General features: G+C 75.5%; 5 protein-coding genes. All 5 read right to left on the bottom strand.

The window, feature by feature from the left end:
- Positions 1-3: 3 nt before the first annotated feature.
- Positions 4-546 (bottom strand): 3-hydroxyacyl-ACP dehydratase FabZ family protein, encoded by a 543-nt coding sequence (locus L6E12_RS03170; RefSeq protein WP_236226354.1) that lies wholly within the window; start codon positions 544-546, stop codon positions 4-6.
- On the bottom strand, positions 539-973 hold the full coding sequence (locus L6E12_RS03165; RefSeq protein WP_236226353.1) for a 3-hydroxyacyl-ACP dehydratase FabZ family protein: 435 nt from the start codon (positions 971-973) through the stop codon (positions 539-541). The genes L6E12_RS03170 and L6E12_RS03165 overlap by 8 nt, the downstream gene beginning before the upstream one ends.
- Positions 973-1713, bottom strand: coding sequence for a 3-oxoacyl-[acyl-carrier-protein] reductase (gene fabG, locus L6E12_RS03160; RefSeq protein WP_236226352.1), 741 nt, complete (start codon positions 1711-1713; stop codon positions 973-975). Before fabG ends, L6E12_RS03165 begins: the two co-directional genes overlap by 1 nt.
- A gap of 154 nt (positions 1714-1867) precedes the next feature.
- Positions 1868-2077, bottom strand: a complete 210-nt coding sequence (locus tag L6E12_RS03155; protein WP_236226351.1) for an MbtH family protein — start codon at positions 2075-2077, stop codon at positions 1868-1870.
- 41 nt (positions 2078-2118) lie between these two features.
- Positions 2119-16917, bottom strand: coding sequence for a non-ribosomal peptide synthetase (locus tag L6E12_RS03150; RefSeq protein ID WP_236226350.1), 14799 nt, complete (start codon positions 16915-16917; stop codon positions 2119-2121).
- Between the last annotated feature and the right edge of the window lie 21 nt (positions 16918-16938).

Here is a 16938-nt window from a genome sequence, read left to right as displayed (position 1 = left end):
GGGTCAGGCGGGGGAGAGTTCTGCTGCCCCGCGCAGTGCGACGTGCATCGAGCCGACGGAGGCCACCAGGCGGTCGCCGACCCAGGTCTCGCCGCGCAACAGGGCGTTGTCGCCCTTGTCCGACTCCAGCTCGACGACGTGGCGGAGCACGTCGCCGGGCAGCGCGGGGCCGGGGAACTCGATGTCGCGGGCGGCGCCGAAGATCAGCGTGCCCGCGGTGGGGCGGCCCGCCAGCTCGGCGCTGCGCAGCCAGAGCACCGCGGCGGTCTGCCCCAGCGACTCCAGCAGCAGCGACGCCGGGTAGGCGTGGTCGCCGTCGGCGCCGAGGTCCGCGTAGCACGGCTCGGCACCGCTGATGGCCTTGACCGCGACGATGCGGCGGTCCGGTTCCAGTTCCAGGACTCGGTCGACCTGGAGGATCGGGTGGCGGTGCGGGAGCAGCGCCTTGAGGTGGGAGTGCTCGATGACCGCCGGGCCGGGGGGCACCGGGGTGACGACCACGGGGCCTGCGGGCGCCGCGCGGTCGATGACGGCGGTGTCAGGCACCGGGGACCTCCCGGGGGCTGCGCACGCGCAGTTCCATGCGGACCTTGGCGGCGGTCTGGCCGTCGCCGCGCACGCAGGTGGCCCGGACGGACACGGTGCCACCGCCTGCTCCCGCACCGTCCTGTTCGGACAGGACGCAGGTGGCGGTGAGCGTGTCACCGGCCAGCAGCGGGGCGCGGAAGCTGACGGAGCGGATGCCCGCCAGGGTCGCGGTGCTGCCCGCGGGCCTGGTGCGCAGCGCCTCGGCGCGGGCGGCCTGGAAGACCGTCTCCACGCTGAACACGCCGGGGTAGATGGTCAGGTGCGGGTAGTGCCCGCCCAGGTACGGGTCGGTCGCGACGATGTCCTTGGCGGCGGTGACGGTGCCGGGGGCGGAGCGCCCGACCCGGTCGACCGCGGTCAGCGGCGCGGCGAATGCCCTGGTCATCAGATCACGATCCCGCCGTCGACCTGCACGACCTGGCCGGTGATGTAGGCGGCGCGGTCGGAGGCGAGGAAGGCGACGAGGTCGGCGACGTCGTCCGCGGTGCCGAAGCGGCGCAGCGGGATGCCCGCCATGGCGGTCTTCTTGACCTTGTCGGAGAGCTCGTCGGTCATGTCGGTCTCGATGTAGCCGGGGGCCACGACGTTGACCCGCACCCCCGCGCCCGCCAGCTCCTTGGACAGCGCGCGGCTCATGCCGTTGATCCCGGCCTTGGCCGCGGAGTAGTTGGCCTGGCCGCGGTTGCCGTAGATCCCGGCGACCGAGGAGATGTTGACGACCGTGCCGGAGCGGCGCTTCAGGAAGCCGAAGGACACCGTGCGGCAGAAGTTGAAGACCCCGGTCAGGTTGGTGTCGATGACCGACGCCCAGTCGGCGGGGTCCATCATCACCATGGCGCTGTCGCGGGTGATGCCCGCGGAGTTGACCAGCACGTCCATCGGGCCCAGGTCGGCCTCGGCGGACTTGACGAACAGCTCCACCGCCTCGTTGTCGGCGACGTCGCACGGGCCGTGGAAGACCCGGGCGCCGCGCTCGGCGACCTCGGCGGCGGTCTTGTCCGCCGCGTCGGACGCTGCGCGGTAGCAGAACGCGATGTCGTGGCCCTCGTCGGCCAGCCGCAGCGCCACGGCGCGACCGATGCCCCGGGAGCCGCCGGTGACCAGCGCTCGGCGTCGTTCAGTCATGTCGGTTACCTCGTGTCCGTTGCGGTCGGGCGGCGACGCGGCCGCGGCCGGTCTTTCCCTTGCGGCGCCTGGGTTTCCCGTCCGGCGCACCACTGAAGTTAGTGCGCCGGGCGGGGGGTCCCAAGGCTTCTTCCGGTTCCTGCAGCCGGGGTGCTCAGGCGGACGCCGCGACCAGGCCGGCCGGGCGCATGTCGGTCCACGAGCGCTCCACGTAGGCCAGGGCGTCGTCCCTGGTGGAGGCGGTGAGCGCGGTGGTCCAGCCCGCGGGGACCTCGGCGAACGCGGGCCACAGCGAGTGCTGGTTCTCGGCGTTGACCAGGACCAGGAACTGACCGTCGGCGTTGTCGAACGGGTTGGTGCTCATCGGGTTCTCCTCGGGGTTGTCGTGCGATGGGGTCGGGTGGGTCAGGGGGTGAGCAGGGTGCGCAGCACGGCGCCGATGGCGGCGAGCGGCGCGGGCTGGGTGAGGTCGTTGTGCCGGGCCGCGACGTCGACGCGGGTCAGCGCGCCGCGCAGGTGCGGGGCCCAGCGGTCCTCGACGGGTCCGCCGCCACCCGCCGTGTCCTCGTCCTCGGTGGCGACGAAGAGGGTCACGTCCGCGTCGACCTGGGCCGGGGTGAACTCCCTGGCCAGGGCGGTGTTGTTGGTGAAGACGCGGTGCAGGGCGGTGAGCTGCCGCTCGTCGAGGTCACCCAGGACGCCGCCCTGCTCGCGCAGCAGCGCCACCACGGCGGTCTCGTCGAGCGGGTCGGCCAGGCCGGAGCGGTCGTACCCGGCCAGGTCGAGCATGGCCTCGTACAGCTCGCGCCGGTCGACCACGCGGTCGGTGGCGCGCTCGGCGTCGGTCTTGGGGAACGAGTCGAGCAGCGCCAGCAGTTCGACCCGCTCGCCGTCGGCCTCCAGCATGGCGGCGACCTCGTGGGCCACCACGCCGCCGTAGGACCAGCCCAGGAGCCGGTAGGGGCCGTGCGGGGCGACCGAGCGGATGTCGGCGAGGTACCCCGCCGCGGTCTCGGCCACGCTCGTCGGCAGCGCGACGTCCTCGGCGAGCCCGGCCGACTGCAGCGCGTAGATCGGCACCTCGGGGTCGAGGTGGCGCAGCAGACCGGCGTAGGACCAGCCGAACCCGCTCGCGGGCGGCAGGCAGAACAGCGGCGCCGCGCCCCCCGTGCCGCGCAGCGGCAGCAGGGTGTCGAACGCGCCCGCCGGGTCGTCGCCCTGGTCGAGCCGGGCGGCCAGGCCCGCGACCGTGGGCGCCTCGAACAGGCTGCGCACCCCCAGCTCCACCCCGAAGACCTGCCGCACGCGGCTGATCAGGCGGGTGGCCAGCAGCGAGTGCCCGCCGAGGGCGAAGAACCCGTCGTCGATGGACACCGACGGCACGGCCAGCACCTCGGCGAACAGCTCGGCCATCAGCCGCTCCCGCTGGTGGCGGGGCGCCCGGCCGGTGCCCGCGGCGAGGTCGGGGGCGGGCAGCGCCGACCGGTCGACCTTGCCGTTGGGGGTCAGCGGCAGCTCGTCGAGGACGACGACCGCGGCGGGCACCATGTACTCCGGCAGCTCACCGGCCACGTGGGCGCGCAGCGCGGCGGGGTCTGCCGCGGCGTCCGCGGCGGGCACGGCGTAGGCGACCAACCGCTGGTCCCCGGGCCGGTCCTCGCGGACGATCACGGTCGCCCTGGCCACGGCGGGGTGGCCTGCCAGCACGGCCTCCACCTCGCCGAGCTCGATCCGGAAGCCGCGCAGCTTGACCTGGTCGTCGACCCGGCGCAGGAAGCTCAGCGTGCCGTCGCGGTTCCAGCGCACGACGTCGCCGGTGCGGTACATCCGCTCCCCCGGGACGCCGAACGCGTCGGCGACGAACCGGGAGCTGGTCAGCCCCGCGCGGTTGAGGTAGCCGCGGGCCAGGCCGTTGCCCGCGACGTACAGCTCGCCGGGCGCGCCGGGCGGGACCAGGCGCAGCCGGTCGTCCAGGACGTAGAAGCGGGTGTTGTCCAGCGGCCCGCCGATGGGCAGCGGGCCGGGGCCGATCTCGGTGCCCGGCTCCACCCGGAACTGGCTGCAGTTGACCGTGGTCTCGGTCGGGCCGTACATGTTGAGCACGGCCGCGCCCGGGTTCACCGCCCGCCACCGGTCGACCAGCTCGCCGAGCAGCAGCTCCCCGCCGAGCAGCAGCTCGGTGGTCGGCGAGTACTCCCCGGGCAGCGCCGCCAGCAGCGGCAGGTGGCTCGGGGTCGCCTTGACGAACGTGGCGGGCCGCTCGCGCAGCCTGGCCACGGTCGCCGCGTCGGCCTCCTCGAACGAGGTGACCTGCACGGTGCCGCCGGTGACCAGCGGGACGTAGGTGGCGGTGACGGTCAGGTCGAACGAGATCGGCGAGTGCAGCAGGGCCAGGCCGCGCACGCCGTCGTAGGCGGCCCCGGCGAACCCGAGGTAGTCGGCCAGCGAGTAGTGCTCGACGACGACGCCCTTGGGCCGCCCGGTGGAACCCGACGTGTAGATGACGTACGCCGGGGTGCGCAGCGCGGGCGGCGCCGGGCGGTCCGGGTCGGTGCCCGTGTTGAGGTCCTCGACCAGCAGGCGCCGGGTGTCCGGGGTGGCGGGCAGCCGCGCGGCGGTGGCGGCGTCGGTGATCAGCAGCTCGGGTCGGGTGTCGGCGAGCATGAACTCGATCCGCTCGGCGGGGTAGTCCGGGTCGACCGGCACGTACGCGCCGCCCGCCTTGAGCACCGCGAGCAGGGTGGTGACCAGCTCGGCGGAGCGCGGCAGGGCCACCGCGACGAACCGCTCCGGGCCGACGCCGCGGTCGAGCAGGTACCGGGCCAGGGCGTTGGCCCGGGCGTCCAGCTCGGCGTAGGTCAGCTCCCGGTCGCCGTCGATGACCGCGACGGCGTCGGGGGTGCGGTCCACCTGCGCCTCGAACAGCGCGGGGGCGGGCAGCACCGGGTCGGTGGTGGCGGTGTCGTTCCAGTCCACGACGACCCGCTGCCGCTCCGCGCCGTCGAACAGGTCGACCGCGCCGAGCCGGGTGCCGGGGTCGTCGGCGACGGCGGCCAGGAAGCGGACCAACCGGTCGCCGATGGCCTGGGCGGACTCGGTGTCGAACAGGTCGCGGCGGAAGTCGACCCGGCCCGCGACCCCGGCGGCGGTGCCGTCGTCGTCGCGGTGCTCGGCCAGGTGCACGGTCAGGTCGAACTTGGCACCGCCGGTGCTCACCGGCAGGCCGGTGAGCCGCAGGCCGGGCAGCTCGGCGTCGACCCCGGTGTGGCCCTGGAAGGACAGCACCACCTGGAACAGCGGGTGCCTGGTCATCGACCGCGGCGGGTTGAGCGCCTCGACCAGCCGCTCGAACGGCAGGTCCTGGTGGGCGAAGGCGGCCAGGTCGGTCTCGCGCACCCGGTCCAGCAGCTCGGCGAAGGTGGGGTCGCCGGAGGTGTCGGTGCGCAGCACCAGGGTGTTGACGAAGAACCCGACCAGACCGTCGAGCGCCTCGTCGACCCGGCCTGCGATCGGCGAGCCGAGCGGGATGTCGGTGCCCGCGCCGAGCCTGGTGAGCAGGGCGGACAACGCCGCCTGCACGACCATGAACAGGCTGACCGAGTGCGCGCGGGCCAGCCGGTCGAGCCGGGCGTGCAGCTCGGCGGGCAGGGCCAGGTCGACCGAGCCCGCGGCGAAGTCCGAGGTGGCCGGGCGCGGCCGGTCGGTGGGCAGCTCGATGCCCTCGGGCAGGTTCGCCAGGGCGGTGCGCCAGTGGGCGAGCTGCGCCGACAACGGGCTGTCGGGGTCGTCGTCGGTGCCCAGGACGTCGCGCTGCCAGAGCGAGTAGTCCGCGTACTGCACCGGCAGCGGCGTCCACGTCGGTGCCGTGCCCGCGCGGCGGGCGGTGTAGGCGGCGGTGAGGTCGCGGGCCAGCGGGCCCGCCGAGCCGCCGTCGCTGGCGATGTGGTGCACGACCAGCACCAGCACGTGCTCGTCGGGGCCCACCTCGAACAGCTCGGCGCGCAGCGGCAGGTCGACCGCGAGGTCGAAGCCGCGGCGGGACAGCTCCAGCACGGCGGCGTCAACGGCGTCTGCGGTCAGCCCGGTGGTGACGGGCAGCGCGGGCGCGGCCCCGTCGGCGGGGGTGACGGCCTGGTGCGGTTCGCCGTCGACGTCCGGGAAGCGGGTGCGCAGGGTCTCGTGCCTGCCGACGACGTCGGCCAGCGCGGCGCGCAGCGCGGGCACGTCGAGCGCGCCCTCCAGCCGCAGCGCCAGCGGGACGTTGTAGGCGCCCGACCCCGGCTCCAGCCGGTTGAGGAACCACAGCCTGCGCTGGGTGAACGACAGCGGGACCCGCTCGGGCCGGGGCCGGGGCACCAGCGCGGCCCGGGAACCGGACGCGCCAGCCAGCCGCTCGGCGATGGCCGCCGGGGTCGGTCCCTCGAACAGGGCCCGGACCGGCAGCTCGACGCCCATGACCGCGCGCACCCGGTTGACCAGGCGGGTGGCCAGCAGCGAGTGCCCGCCCAGGTCGAAGAAGTCGTCCGTGGCGCCGACCGACGGCACGCCCAGCACCTCGGCGAACACCGCGCACAGCACGTGCTCGGCCGGGGTGCGCGGGGCGCGCCCGGTGGCCGAGGCGCCGAAGTCCGGCGCGGGCAGGGCCGAGCGGTCGACCTTGCCGTTGCGGGTCAGCGCGAACTCCGCCAGCGCGACGACGACCGAGGGCACCATCGCCTCCGGCAGCACCGCGCCGAGGGCGTCGCGCAGGCCGGTGGCCGACTCGACCCCGAGCACGTACCCGACGAGCCGGTTCTGCCCGGCCGGGTCGGCGTGCACGGCGACGACGGCGTCGGACACCCCGGGCAGGCCGCGCAGCGCGGCCTCGACCTCGCCAAGCTCGATGCGCTGGCCGCGGATCTTGACCTGGTGGTCGACCCGGCCCAGGAATTCGAGCCTGCCGTCGGGCAGGTACCGCACGCGGTCGCCGGTCCGGTAGAGCCGGGCGCCGGGGTCGGTGCCGAACGGGTCGGTGACGAAGGCCCGCGCGGTCTTCTCCGGGTCGTTGAGGTACCCGAGGCCGACGCCGACCCCGCCGACGCACAGCTCGCCGACGACGCCGAGCGGCACCGGGTTGAGCTGGTCGTCGAGGACGTAGAGGCGGGTGTTGCGGATGGTCCGGCCGATGGGCACCCGGGTGCCGGGGATGTCGGCCGTGGACTCCAGCACGGCGTGGGTGACGTCGTCGGAGCACTCGGTGGGCCCGTAGGCGTTGACCAGCGGGATGCCGGGGAAGCGGGCGAACCAGCGCTCGCACACCGGGGCGGGCAGGGTTTCACCGGTGACGACCAGGTACCGCAGCGCCGACAGGTCCGGCACCTCGGCGCCGGTGTCCCACGCGTCGAGGGCGGTGCGCAGCAGCGACGGCACGACCTCCAGCACGTCGACCCGCTCGTCGCGGGTCAGGGCGAACAGGGCGTCGGGGTCCTGGGCGGTGGTGTCGCCGACGATCCTGGTGGTGCCGCCCGCGGCGAGCGCGGCCAGCATCTGCCACACCGAGATGTCGAACGACAGCGGCGCGTTCTGCACCAGGGCGTCGGCCGGGGTCAGGCCCAGGTCCTCCACCTTGCTCAGCAGGTGGTTGACCATGCCGAGCCGGTGCACCATGGCGCCCTTGGGCTTGCCGGTGGACCCGGAGGTGAAGATGACGTACGCGAGGTCCTGGTCGTCGCCGCGCACCGCGGGCAGCGGCCCGGTGCGGCCGAGCAGCTCCTCGTCGAGGACGACGACCCGCACCCCGGTGCCCGCCTCGGCGGCGAGGTCGGCGGCCTGGTCGGCGCGGGCCGGTTCGACCAGCAGCCAGCGGGCGGCGCTGTCGCGCAACAGCCCGGCGGAGCGGGCGGTGGGCGCCTTGGGGTCGAGCGGGGTGTAGGCGGCGCCCGCGCCGAGCACGCCGAGGAAGGCGGTCGGCACCAGGCGGTGGCGGTCGGAGAGCACCGCGGCGATGTCGCCGGTGCGGGCGTCGGCCAGCTCGGTCGACAGCGCGCCCGCCCGGGCGGCGAGGTCGGCGTAGGTGAGCGCGCCGTGGTCGTCGACCAGCGCGACAGCGTCCGGGGTGGACAGTGCCAGCGCGTGGACCCGCTCGACGATCCCCCGCGACCCCGCGATGTCCAGCGGCGCGGCGGTGTCGGTGAACTCGGTCAGCAGCCGCTCGCGCTCGTCGTCGCCGAGCACCGGGATCGCGCCCAGGCGCAGCTCGGGGTCCTCGGCGACGGCGCGCAGCAGCCGGGTGAAGCGGTCCAGGATCGCCCGGGCGGTGGACTCGTCGAACAGCTCGGCGCTGTAGTCGAACCGGCCCGCCATGCCGCCGGGGCGGCCGTCGGTGGAGCGCTCGGTGATGTCGAGCGACAGGTCGAACTGCGCGGCGTGCGCGCCGGTCGGCTCGACCGCGACCTGAAGGCCGGGCAGCCCCAGCTCACCGGTCTGGTTGTTCTGCAGCACCAGCAGGGTCTGGAACAGCGGGTTGCGGCCCATCGAGCGCGGCGGGTTGACGATCTCGACCAACCGCTCGAACGGCAGGTCCTGGTGGGCGTAGGCGCCCAGCACGGTCTCGCGGACCCGGCCGAGCAGTTCGCGGAAGGTCGGGTCGCCGGAGGTGTCGGTGCGCAGCACCAGGGTGTTGACGAAGAACCCGACCAGCTCGTCGAGCGCCTCGTCGGTGCGGCCCGCGATCGGTGAGCCCAGCGGGATGTCGGTGCCCGCGCCGAGCCGGGTCAGCAGGGCCGACAGCGCGGCCTGCAACACCATGAACAGGCTGGCCTGGCCGTCGGCGACCAGTTCCGTCAGCCGGGCGTGCAGCCCGGCGTCGAGGTCGAACGTGATCGTGCCGCCCGCGTAGGTGGGCGCGGTGGGGCGCGGCCGGTCGGTCGGCAGCTCCAGCTCGTCGGGCAGCCCGGCCAGCGTCTCGCGCCAGTAGGCGGCCTGCTGGGCGATCGGGGCGGCCGGGTCGTCCTCGGAGCCCATGACCTCGCGCTGCCACAGCGCGTAGTCCGCGTACTGCACCGGCAGCGGGGTCCACACAGGACTCACACCGGCGAGCCGCGCGGTGTAGGCGGTGGACAGGTCGCGGGCCAGCGGCGCCATCGACCAGCCGTCGCCCGCGATGTGGTGCAGCACCACCAGCAGGAACCACTCGTCGGCGGCGACGCGGAACGCCGTGGCCCGCAGCGGGCCCTCGGCGGCCAGGTCGAAGCCGCGGGCGACCTCGGCCAGCACCTCGGCGCGCAGCGCGCCCTCGGTCAGCTCGCGCACCACCACGTCCGGGGCGGCGGCGTCGGTGTCGAGCACGACCTGCACCGGCTCGCCGTCGACCTCGGGGTAGGCGGTGCGCAGCACCTCGTGCCTGCCGACGACGTCGGCGAGCGCGGCGGTCAGCGCGGGCACGTTCAGGGTGCCGCGCAGCCGCAGGCCGATCGGGATCTTGTAGGGGGAGTCCGCGCCCTCGAGCCGGTCGAGGAACCACAGCCTGCGCTGCCCGTAGGAGGCGGGCACCAGCTCGGGCCGGACCCGGGGCGCCAGCGGGGTGCGCACGCGGGCCGACTCGTCGAGCGCGGCGCCGAGCCCGGCGACGGTCGGCGCCTCGAACAGCGCGCGCACCGCCACCTCCACCCCGAGCCGGGTGCGGATGCGGCTGACCAGGCGGGTGGCGAGCAGCGAGTGCCCGCCGAGGGCGAAGAACCCGTCGTCGATGCCGACCTCGGGCACGCCGAGGACCTCGGCGAACAGCGCGCACAGCACCTCCTCGCGGGGGTCGCGGGGGGCGCGGGACGCCTTGTCCCTGCTCAGGTCGGGCGCGGGCAGCGCGCGGCGGTCGAGCTTGCCGTTGGCGGTCAGCGGCAGCGTGTCCAGCCGGACCCACGCGGCGGGCACCATGTACTCGGGCAGCTCGGCGGCGGCGTGCTCGCGCAGCGCCCCGGTGTCGGCGGTGCCGACGAGGTAGGCGACCAGGCGCTTGTCGCCGGGGCGGTCCTCGCGGACCACGACGGCGACCTGCGCGACGCCGGGGACCGCGGCGATGGCGGCCTCGATCTCGCCCAGTTCGATCCGGAAGCCGCGGATCTTGACCTGCTCGTCGGCGCGGCCGACGAACTCCAGCACCGGGCGGTCGGCGTCGCCGGTCCAGCGCACGACGTCGCCGGTGCGGTACATCCGCTCCCCAGCCGGGCCGTACGGGTCGGCGACGAACCGCTCGGCGGTGGCGTCGGGGCGGCCAAGGTAGCCGCGGGAGACGCCGAGGCCGCCGACGTACAGCTCGCCCGCCACACCCGGGGGCACCAGGCGCAGCCGGTCGTCGAGGACGTGCGCGCGCATCCCGTCGAGCGGGCGCCCGATGGGCACGGTCTGGCCGACGGCCTCCGGGTCGGCGATGCGGTGGCAGGTGGCGAAGGTGGTGGTCTCGGTGGGGCCGTAGCCGTCGCCGAAGACCAGGCCGGGGTTGGCCGCGAGCACCTTGCGCACCAACGCGGCGGGCACGACGTCGCCGCCGGACCACACCTCGCGCACCCCGGCGAAGCAGGCCGGGTCCTCCTCGGCGAGCAGCCGGAACAGGCCCGCGGTCAGCCACAGGCCGGTGATGGCGCCGTCGCGGATGACCGCGGCCAACTCGGCGAGGTCGAGGTCGCCAGCCGGGGCGACGACGAGCACGCGCCCGGACAGCAGCGGCACCCACAGCTCGTAGGTGGAGGCGTCGAAGGCGTGCGGGGAGTGCAGCAGCACCCGGTCCTGGTTGGGGGTGTCCCAGGCGCTGTCGGTGGCGAGGCCGAGCACGTCGCGGTGGGTGACCGCGACACCCTTGGGGATGCCGGTGGAGCCGGAGGTGAACATGGCGTAGGCCAGCGAGTCCGGGTGGGCGGGCACGACCGGCGCGGTGTCGGGCTGCCCGGCCAGGCCGGGGTCGTCGTCGACGACGAGCACGCGGCAGTCGTTGTCCGGCAGGTCGTCGCGCAGGGCGCGGTCGGTCAGCAGGGCGGTGGCGCCGGTGGTCGCCAGGACGGCGGTGAGCCGCGTGCGCGGGCTGCGGGCGTCGAGCGGGACGTAGGCCGCGCCCGCCTTGAGCACGGCGAGGGTCGCCACGACCAGGTCGACCGAGCGCTGCTGCAACAGCGCGACGGAGTCCTGGGGCCGTACGCCGAGGCCGATCAGCCGGTGCGCCAGGCGGTTGGCGCGGGCGTCGAGGTCGGCGTAGGTGATCTCGGTGTCGGCCGCGACCAGCGCCACGGAGTCCGGGGTGCGGGCGACCTGGGCGGCGAACCGCTCGTGCACGGTGTCGGTCGGGGTCGCGCGCCCGGTGCCGCGGGCGGCGGCCAGCAGCCGGGTGCGCTCGGTGGCGGTGAGGGCGTCGACCTGGCCGACGAGCCGGTCGGGCTCGGCGACGAGCAGGGCGAGCAGCCCGGTCAGCCGGGCGGCGATGGCCTCGGCGCCCGCGGCGTCGATCAGGTCGGCCCGGTAGTCCAGGGTGAGGCCGAGGTCGTCGCCGGGCAGGGCGATCAGGGTCAGCGGGTAGTGCGTGCTGTCGTCGACCTCGGCCGACTCGGCGCGCAGGCCCCCGGGCAGCCGGACGGCGGCGGGGTCGAGCGGGTAGTTCTCGAACACGGTCAGGGTGTCGAACAGCTCGGTGGTGCCCGCGATCTCGCGCACCTCGGTCAGGCCGAGGTACTGGTGGGCCAGCAACGACGCCTGCTGCTCCTGCAACCGGGACAGCAGCCCGCGCAGGGTCTCGTCGGGGCGCAGCGCCACCCGCACCGGCAGCGTGTTGATGAACAGGCCGATCATCGCCTCGACGCCGGGCAGCTCGGCCGGGCGACCGGAGGCGGTGGCGCCGAAGACGACGTCGCTGCGGCCGGTGAGCCCGGCCAGCAGCAGGCCCCACGCGCCCTGCACGACGGTGTTGAGGGTCAGCCCGTGCGCGCGGGCGAAGGCGGTCAGCGGCTCCAGCGGCACCCGCGTGACGTGGCGGGCGGGGACGGCGGGCTCGCGGCTGCCCGCGGGGGCGATCAGCGTCGGCTCCTGCACCCCGGCCAGCACCTCGCCCCAGGCGCGGCGAGCGGCGTCGCGGTCCTGGGTGGACAACCAGCGCAGGTATTCGGCCGGGGCCGGGGCCACGGCCGGGGTCTCCCCCGCGTACAGGGCGAACAGCTCGCCCGCGAGCAGCGGCATCGACCAGCCGTCGAACAGGACGTGGTGGTTGGTCAGCACGAACCGGTGCCGGTCGGCGCCGAGCCGCACCAGGGTGAACCGCAGCAGCGGCGGCGCGGCCAGGTCGAACCCGGCGGCGCGGTCGTCGGCCAGCAGGCGCTCCAGCTCGCCGTCGCCCGCGTCGGACAGGTCCACCTCGCGCCACGGGGTGGGCACGTCGACGGGGACGAAGGCCACCGGGGTGGTCAGGCCGTCGTGGCGGAACCCGGTGCGCAGCCCGGGGTTGCGGGCGAGCAGGGCGGTGGCGGCCGCGCGCAGGGCCGCCACGTCGAGGTGCCCGACGAGGTCGACCGCGAGCTGCACGGTGTAGACGTCGGAGCCCTGGTCGTAGAGGGAGTGGAACAGCAGGCCTGCCTGCAGCGACGACAGCGGCAGCAGCTCGGCGCCCTCGGGCACGGTCGGCAGGACGGCGTCCAGCTCGGTCTGGGTCAGCGACACCAGCGGGAAGTCCGACGGGGTCGCGCCGCCTGCGCCGGGGGTGGTGGCGTGGGCGACCAGGGCGGTGAGCGCGCGGGTCCAGCGCTCGGCCAGGGCGCGCACGTCGTCCTCGGCCAGGACCTCGCCCGCCCAGGCGAAGGTGGTGGCGAGCCGGGGGCCGTCGGCGCGGTCCTCGGTGACGGCGGTGACCTCCAGCGCGTGCGGCAGCGGGGTCTGCGGGTCGATGCCGCCGCCGAGACCGGCGGCCTCGGGGGCCTGCGCCCAGTCGGCGTCGACGGCGGTGAAGCGGCCCAGGTAGTTGAAGCCCAGCCGCGGGGTCGCGGTGCCCGAGAGCATCGGCGCGGTCTGCGGGTTGAGGTGGCGCAGCAGGCCGAAACCGGTGCCGTGGTCGGGGATCGCGCGCAGCTGCTCCTTGACCAGCTTGAGCGCGGTGCCCGCCGCCGGGCCGCCCGCGAGGGCGTCGGCGACGTCGACACCGGCGAGGTCGAGGCGGGCGGGGTGCATGGTGGTGAACCAGCCGACGGTGCGGGACAGGTCGGTGCCGTCGGTCCCCTCGTGCCTGCCGTGGCCCTCCAGGTCGAGCAGGGTGGTGTCACGGCCGCGCCAGTCGGCGACGGCCAGCGCGAGCGCGGCGAGCAGGACGTCCTGCACCCCGGCGCGGAACGCGGCGGGCGCCTCGGCCAGCAGCGCGGCGGTGACGTCGGTGGGCAGCTCCACCCTCAGGTCGCGGGCGGTGGCGACGGTGTCGCGGGCGCGGTCCAGGGCCGGGGTCAGCGGCTCGTCGGCGCGCAGGACCTCGGTCCAGAACGGGATCTCGGCCAGCCGCGCGGGGTCGTGGGCGGCGGCGGCCTGGCGCTCGGCCCAGCGGCGCAGCGGGGTGCCGACCGGGTCGAGGGCGGGGACGCGGCCCGCGGCGGCGTCGGCGTGGGCCGCGGCCAGGTCCGGCAGCAGCACCCGCCAGGAGACGCCGTCCACGGCGAGGTGGTGCACCAGCACGAGCAGGCGGCCGGGCTCGGTGCCCCGGTCGAACCACACGACGCGCACGAGGTCGCCGCGCTCCGGGGAGAGCTGGGACTGGGCGGTGCGGGCGGCGGCCTCGACGAGCGCGGCCACGCCGTCAGCTCCGACACCGGTGGCGTCCACAGTGGACACGCTCGGGGTCGCCGAACCGCGCGGGGGGACCTCCAGGCCCCAGGTGTGCCCACCGGTGCGGGTCAGCCGCAGCCGCAGGGCGTCGTGGTGGTCGAGCAGGGCGGCCACGGCGGTGCGCAGGTGCGCGACGTCGAGACCGGCGGGCACGCGGACCAGGGTGGACTGGTGGAAGCCGTCGACCGGGCCGCCGTGCTCGCGCAGCCAGTGCGCGATCGGGGTCAGCGGGACGGCGCCGAGCCCGGCGTCGGGGTCGGTCGCGGCGGCCTCGTCCGCCGGGCGCGCGGCGGCGGCCAGCGCCTCGACCGTGCGCAGGGCGAAGATGTCCTTCGGGGTCAGCACCAGCCCGGCCCGCCGGGCGCGGCTGACGAGCTGGATCGACATGATGCTGTCGCCGCCGAGGTCGAAGAAGCCCGAGTCGGCCCCCACCTCGGCCACCCCGAGCACCTCGGCGAACAGCCCGGCGAGCACCAGCTCGGTCTCGGTCTCCGGGGCGCGGCCGCCGGTCGAGCCGAGCCGCGGCGCGGGCAGCCCGGCCCGGTCGAGCTTGCTGCCGTTGGCGGTCATGGGGAACGCGTCGAGCGCCACGACCGCGACCGGCACCATGTACTCCGGCAGGGCAGCGGCGACGTGGGCGCGCAGCGCGTCGCTGTCGGTGGTCTCACCGGCCGCGGGGACGACGTAGGCGACGAGCCTGCGCACCCCGGGCCGGTCCTCGCGGACGAGCACGGCGGCCTGGTCGACGCTGCGGTGCCCGCGCAGCACGGACTCGATCTCGCCCAGCTCGATCCGGAACCCGCGCACCTTGACCTGCGCGTCGGAGCGGCCGTGGAACTCCAGCTCGCCGTCCGGGGTCCAGGCGACGAGGTCGCCGGTGCGGTACATCCGCGAACCCGGCCCGCCGAACGGGTCGGCGACGAAGCGCGACGCGGTCAGCCCCGGCCGGTCCAGGTAGCCGCGGGCGAGGCCGCCGCCCGCGATGTACAGCTCGCCGACGCGGCCGGGGGACACCGGGCGCAGGGCGTTGTCGAGCACGCGGACGACGGTGTTCCACAGCGGGCTGCCGATCGGCGGGACCCGGCCGGGCACCAGCGGGCCGCTGGTGGTGGCGGCGACGGTGGCCTCGGTGGGCCCGTAGGCGTTGACCATGCGGCGCCCGGCCGACCAGGTCGCGACCAGCTCGGCGGAGGTCGCGTCGCCGCCGACGACCAGCGAGGTGAAGTCGGGCAGGGCGGTCGGCGGCACGCTGGCCAGGGCGGCGGGCGGGATCAGCGCGTGCGTGATCCGGTTCTCGGCCAACACCTCGGCCAGCACCTCGCCCGCCAGCGGCCCGCGGTCGGGGACGACGAGCGCGGCGGCGGCGCCGAACGCGGTGCACAGCTCCAGGACGAACGCGTCGAAGCTGGGCGAGGAGAACTGCAGGACCCGGCTGCCCGCGTCCGCGGCGAAGCGCTCCACACAGGACCGGCTGAACGCGGCCAGCCCGGAGTGCGGCACGACGACGCCCTTGGGCACCCCGGTCGAGCCGGAGGTGTAGATGACGTACGCGGGGTGCTCGGGCAGCAGGGGCGCCGTGCGGTCGGCGTCGGTGACGGCGTCGGCCGGGTAGGCGCCGGTCGGCTCGCTGATGAGCAGCCGGGAGACACCGGTGCCCGGGCAGTCCACGCCCTCGGCGGTGATCACGAGGACCGGCTTGGCATCGGTGAGGGTGAAGGTGATGCGGTCGGCCGGGTAGTCCGGGTCGATCGGCAGGTACGCGCCGCCCGCCTTGGTCACCGCGAGCACGGCGACGACGAGTTCCGGCGAGCGCGGCAGCACCAGCGCCACCCGCTCCTCGGGGCCGACGCCGCGCTCGACGAGCAGCCGGGCGAGGCGGTTGGCGGCGGCGTCGACCTCGGCGTAGGTCAGGGTGGTGGCGCCGTGCACGAGGGCGGGCGCATCCGGCGACCAGGTCACGGCCGAGCCGAACAGCTCGGGGAAGGTCAGGCGGGGCAGCTCGACGGCGGTGGCGTTCCAGCGGCGCAGCACGCGGTCGCGCTCGTCGTCGGAGAGCAGGTCGACCGAGCCGGTCAGCGCCTCGGGGGTGGTGGCGATCGCGGTCAGCGCGCGCAGCACCCGGTCCAGGACACCGCGGGCGGTGGCGGCGTCGACCAGGTCGGCGCGGTGGTCCAGGCGCAGTCGCAGGGCGTCGCCCGGCAGTGCGACGAGCACCATCGGGTAGTGGGTGGCGTCGTGGGCCTCGACACCGGTCATGGTCAGGCCGGTGCCGGGCAGCCGCAGCGCGTCGGGGTCCAGCGGGTAGTTCTCGTAGACGGCGAGGGTGTCGAACAGCTCGCCCAGGCCGGTGGCGGTGCGGATGTCGGCCAGCCGCCCGTGCTGGTGGCCCAGCACCTCGGTCTGCTGCTTGCGCAGCGCGGCCAGCGTCTCGGCGATGGTCGCGGCCGGGTCGAGCGGCACCCGGACCGGGACGGTGTTGATGAACAGACCGACCATGGACTCCACGCCGGGCAGGTCGGCGGGGCGCCCGGACACCACGGACCCGAACACGACGTCGTCGCGGCCGGTGTGCGCGGCGAGCACCAGCGCCCACGCGCCCTGCACGACGGTGTTCATCGTCAGCCCGTAGGCGCGGGCGGTGGCGGCGAGGGCGGCGGTCAGCCCGGCGTCGAGGGAGACCTCCAGGCGACCCGGCTCGACCGGGGCCCGGGCGGGGTCGACGGGCGCGACGAGGGTCGGCTCGTCGAGCCCGTCGAGCACCCGCCCCCACGCCTTGGCGTCGGCGTCGCGGTCGCGACCGGCCAGCCAGGCGAGGTGCTCGCGGTACGGGGTGACCACGGGCAGGGACGTGCGGGCGCCGCGCTCGGCGTAGAGGGCGAACAGCTCGCGCACCAGCACCGGCATGGACCAGCCGTCGAGCAGGATGTGGTGGTGCGACACCAGCAGCCGGTGCCGCTCGGCGGCCAGCTTGAGCAGGGTGAAGCGCACCAGCGGCGGCGACTCCAGCTCGAACCGGGTGGTGCGGTCGGCCTCGGCCTCCCGCAGCGCGGCGGCGGCCTGCCCGACCGCGGGCACCCCGCTCAGGTCGACGACCCGCCACGGCACCGACACCGACCGGGAGACGACCTGCACGGTCTCGCCGGTCTTCTTCTGCCGGAACCCCGCCCGCAGCACCGCGTGCCTGGCCACCAGCGCGTCGGCGGCGGCGTGCAGCACGCCAGCCTCCAGCGGCCCGGCCAGGTCGAAGGCGAACCGGACGGTGTAGACGTCCTGGGCGTCCGCGTCGAACAGCGCGTGGAACAGCAACCCCTCCTGGAGGGGCGAGAGCGGGAGGATGTCCTCCACTTTGGACTGTTCTTTGCGCACGGCGGGGTCTGTCTTGCGCACGGCGGGGTCTCCTGCGTTCTG

It is taken from the genome of Actinokineospora sp. PR83, from assembly GCF_021056305.1.
GTDB lineage: Bacteria > Actinomycetota > Actinomycetes > Mycobacteriales > Pseudonocardiaceae > Actinokineospora > Actinokineospora spheciospongiae.
The sequence above is the reverse complement of the archived record's forward strand: the minus strand, read 5'-3'. Positions and strand labels throughout refer to the sequence as shown.

Excerpts from the sequence above, each read along its gene's own strand:
- L6E12_RS03165 (WP_236226353.1), bottom strand. The coding sequence starts at position 973 with ATGACCAGGGCATTCGCCGCGCCGCTGACCGCGGTCGACCGGGTCGGG.
- L6E12_RS03155 (WP_236226351.1), bottom strand. The coding sequence starts at position 2,077 with ATGAGCACCAACCCGTTCGACAACGCCGACGGTCAGTTCCTGGTCCTG.
- fabG (WP_236226352.1), bottom strand. The coding sequence starts at position 1,713 with ATGACTGAACGACGCCGAGCGCTGGTCACCGGCGGCTCCCGGGGCATC.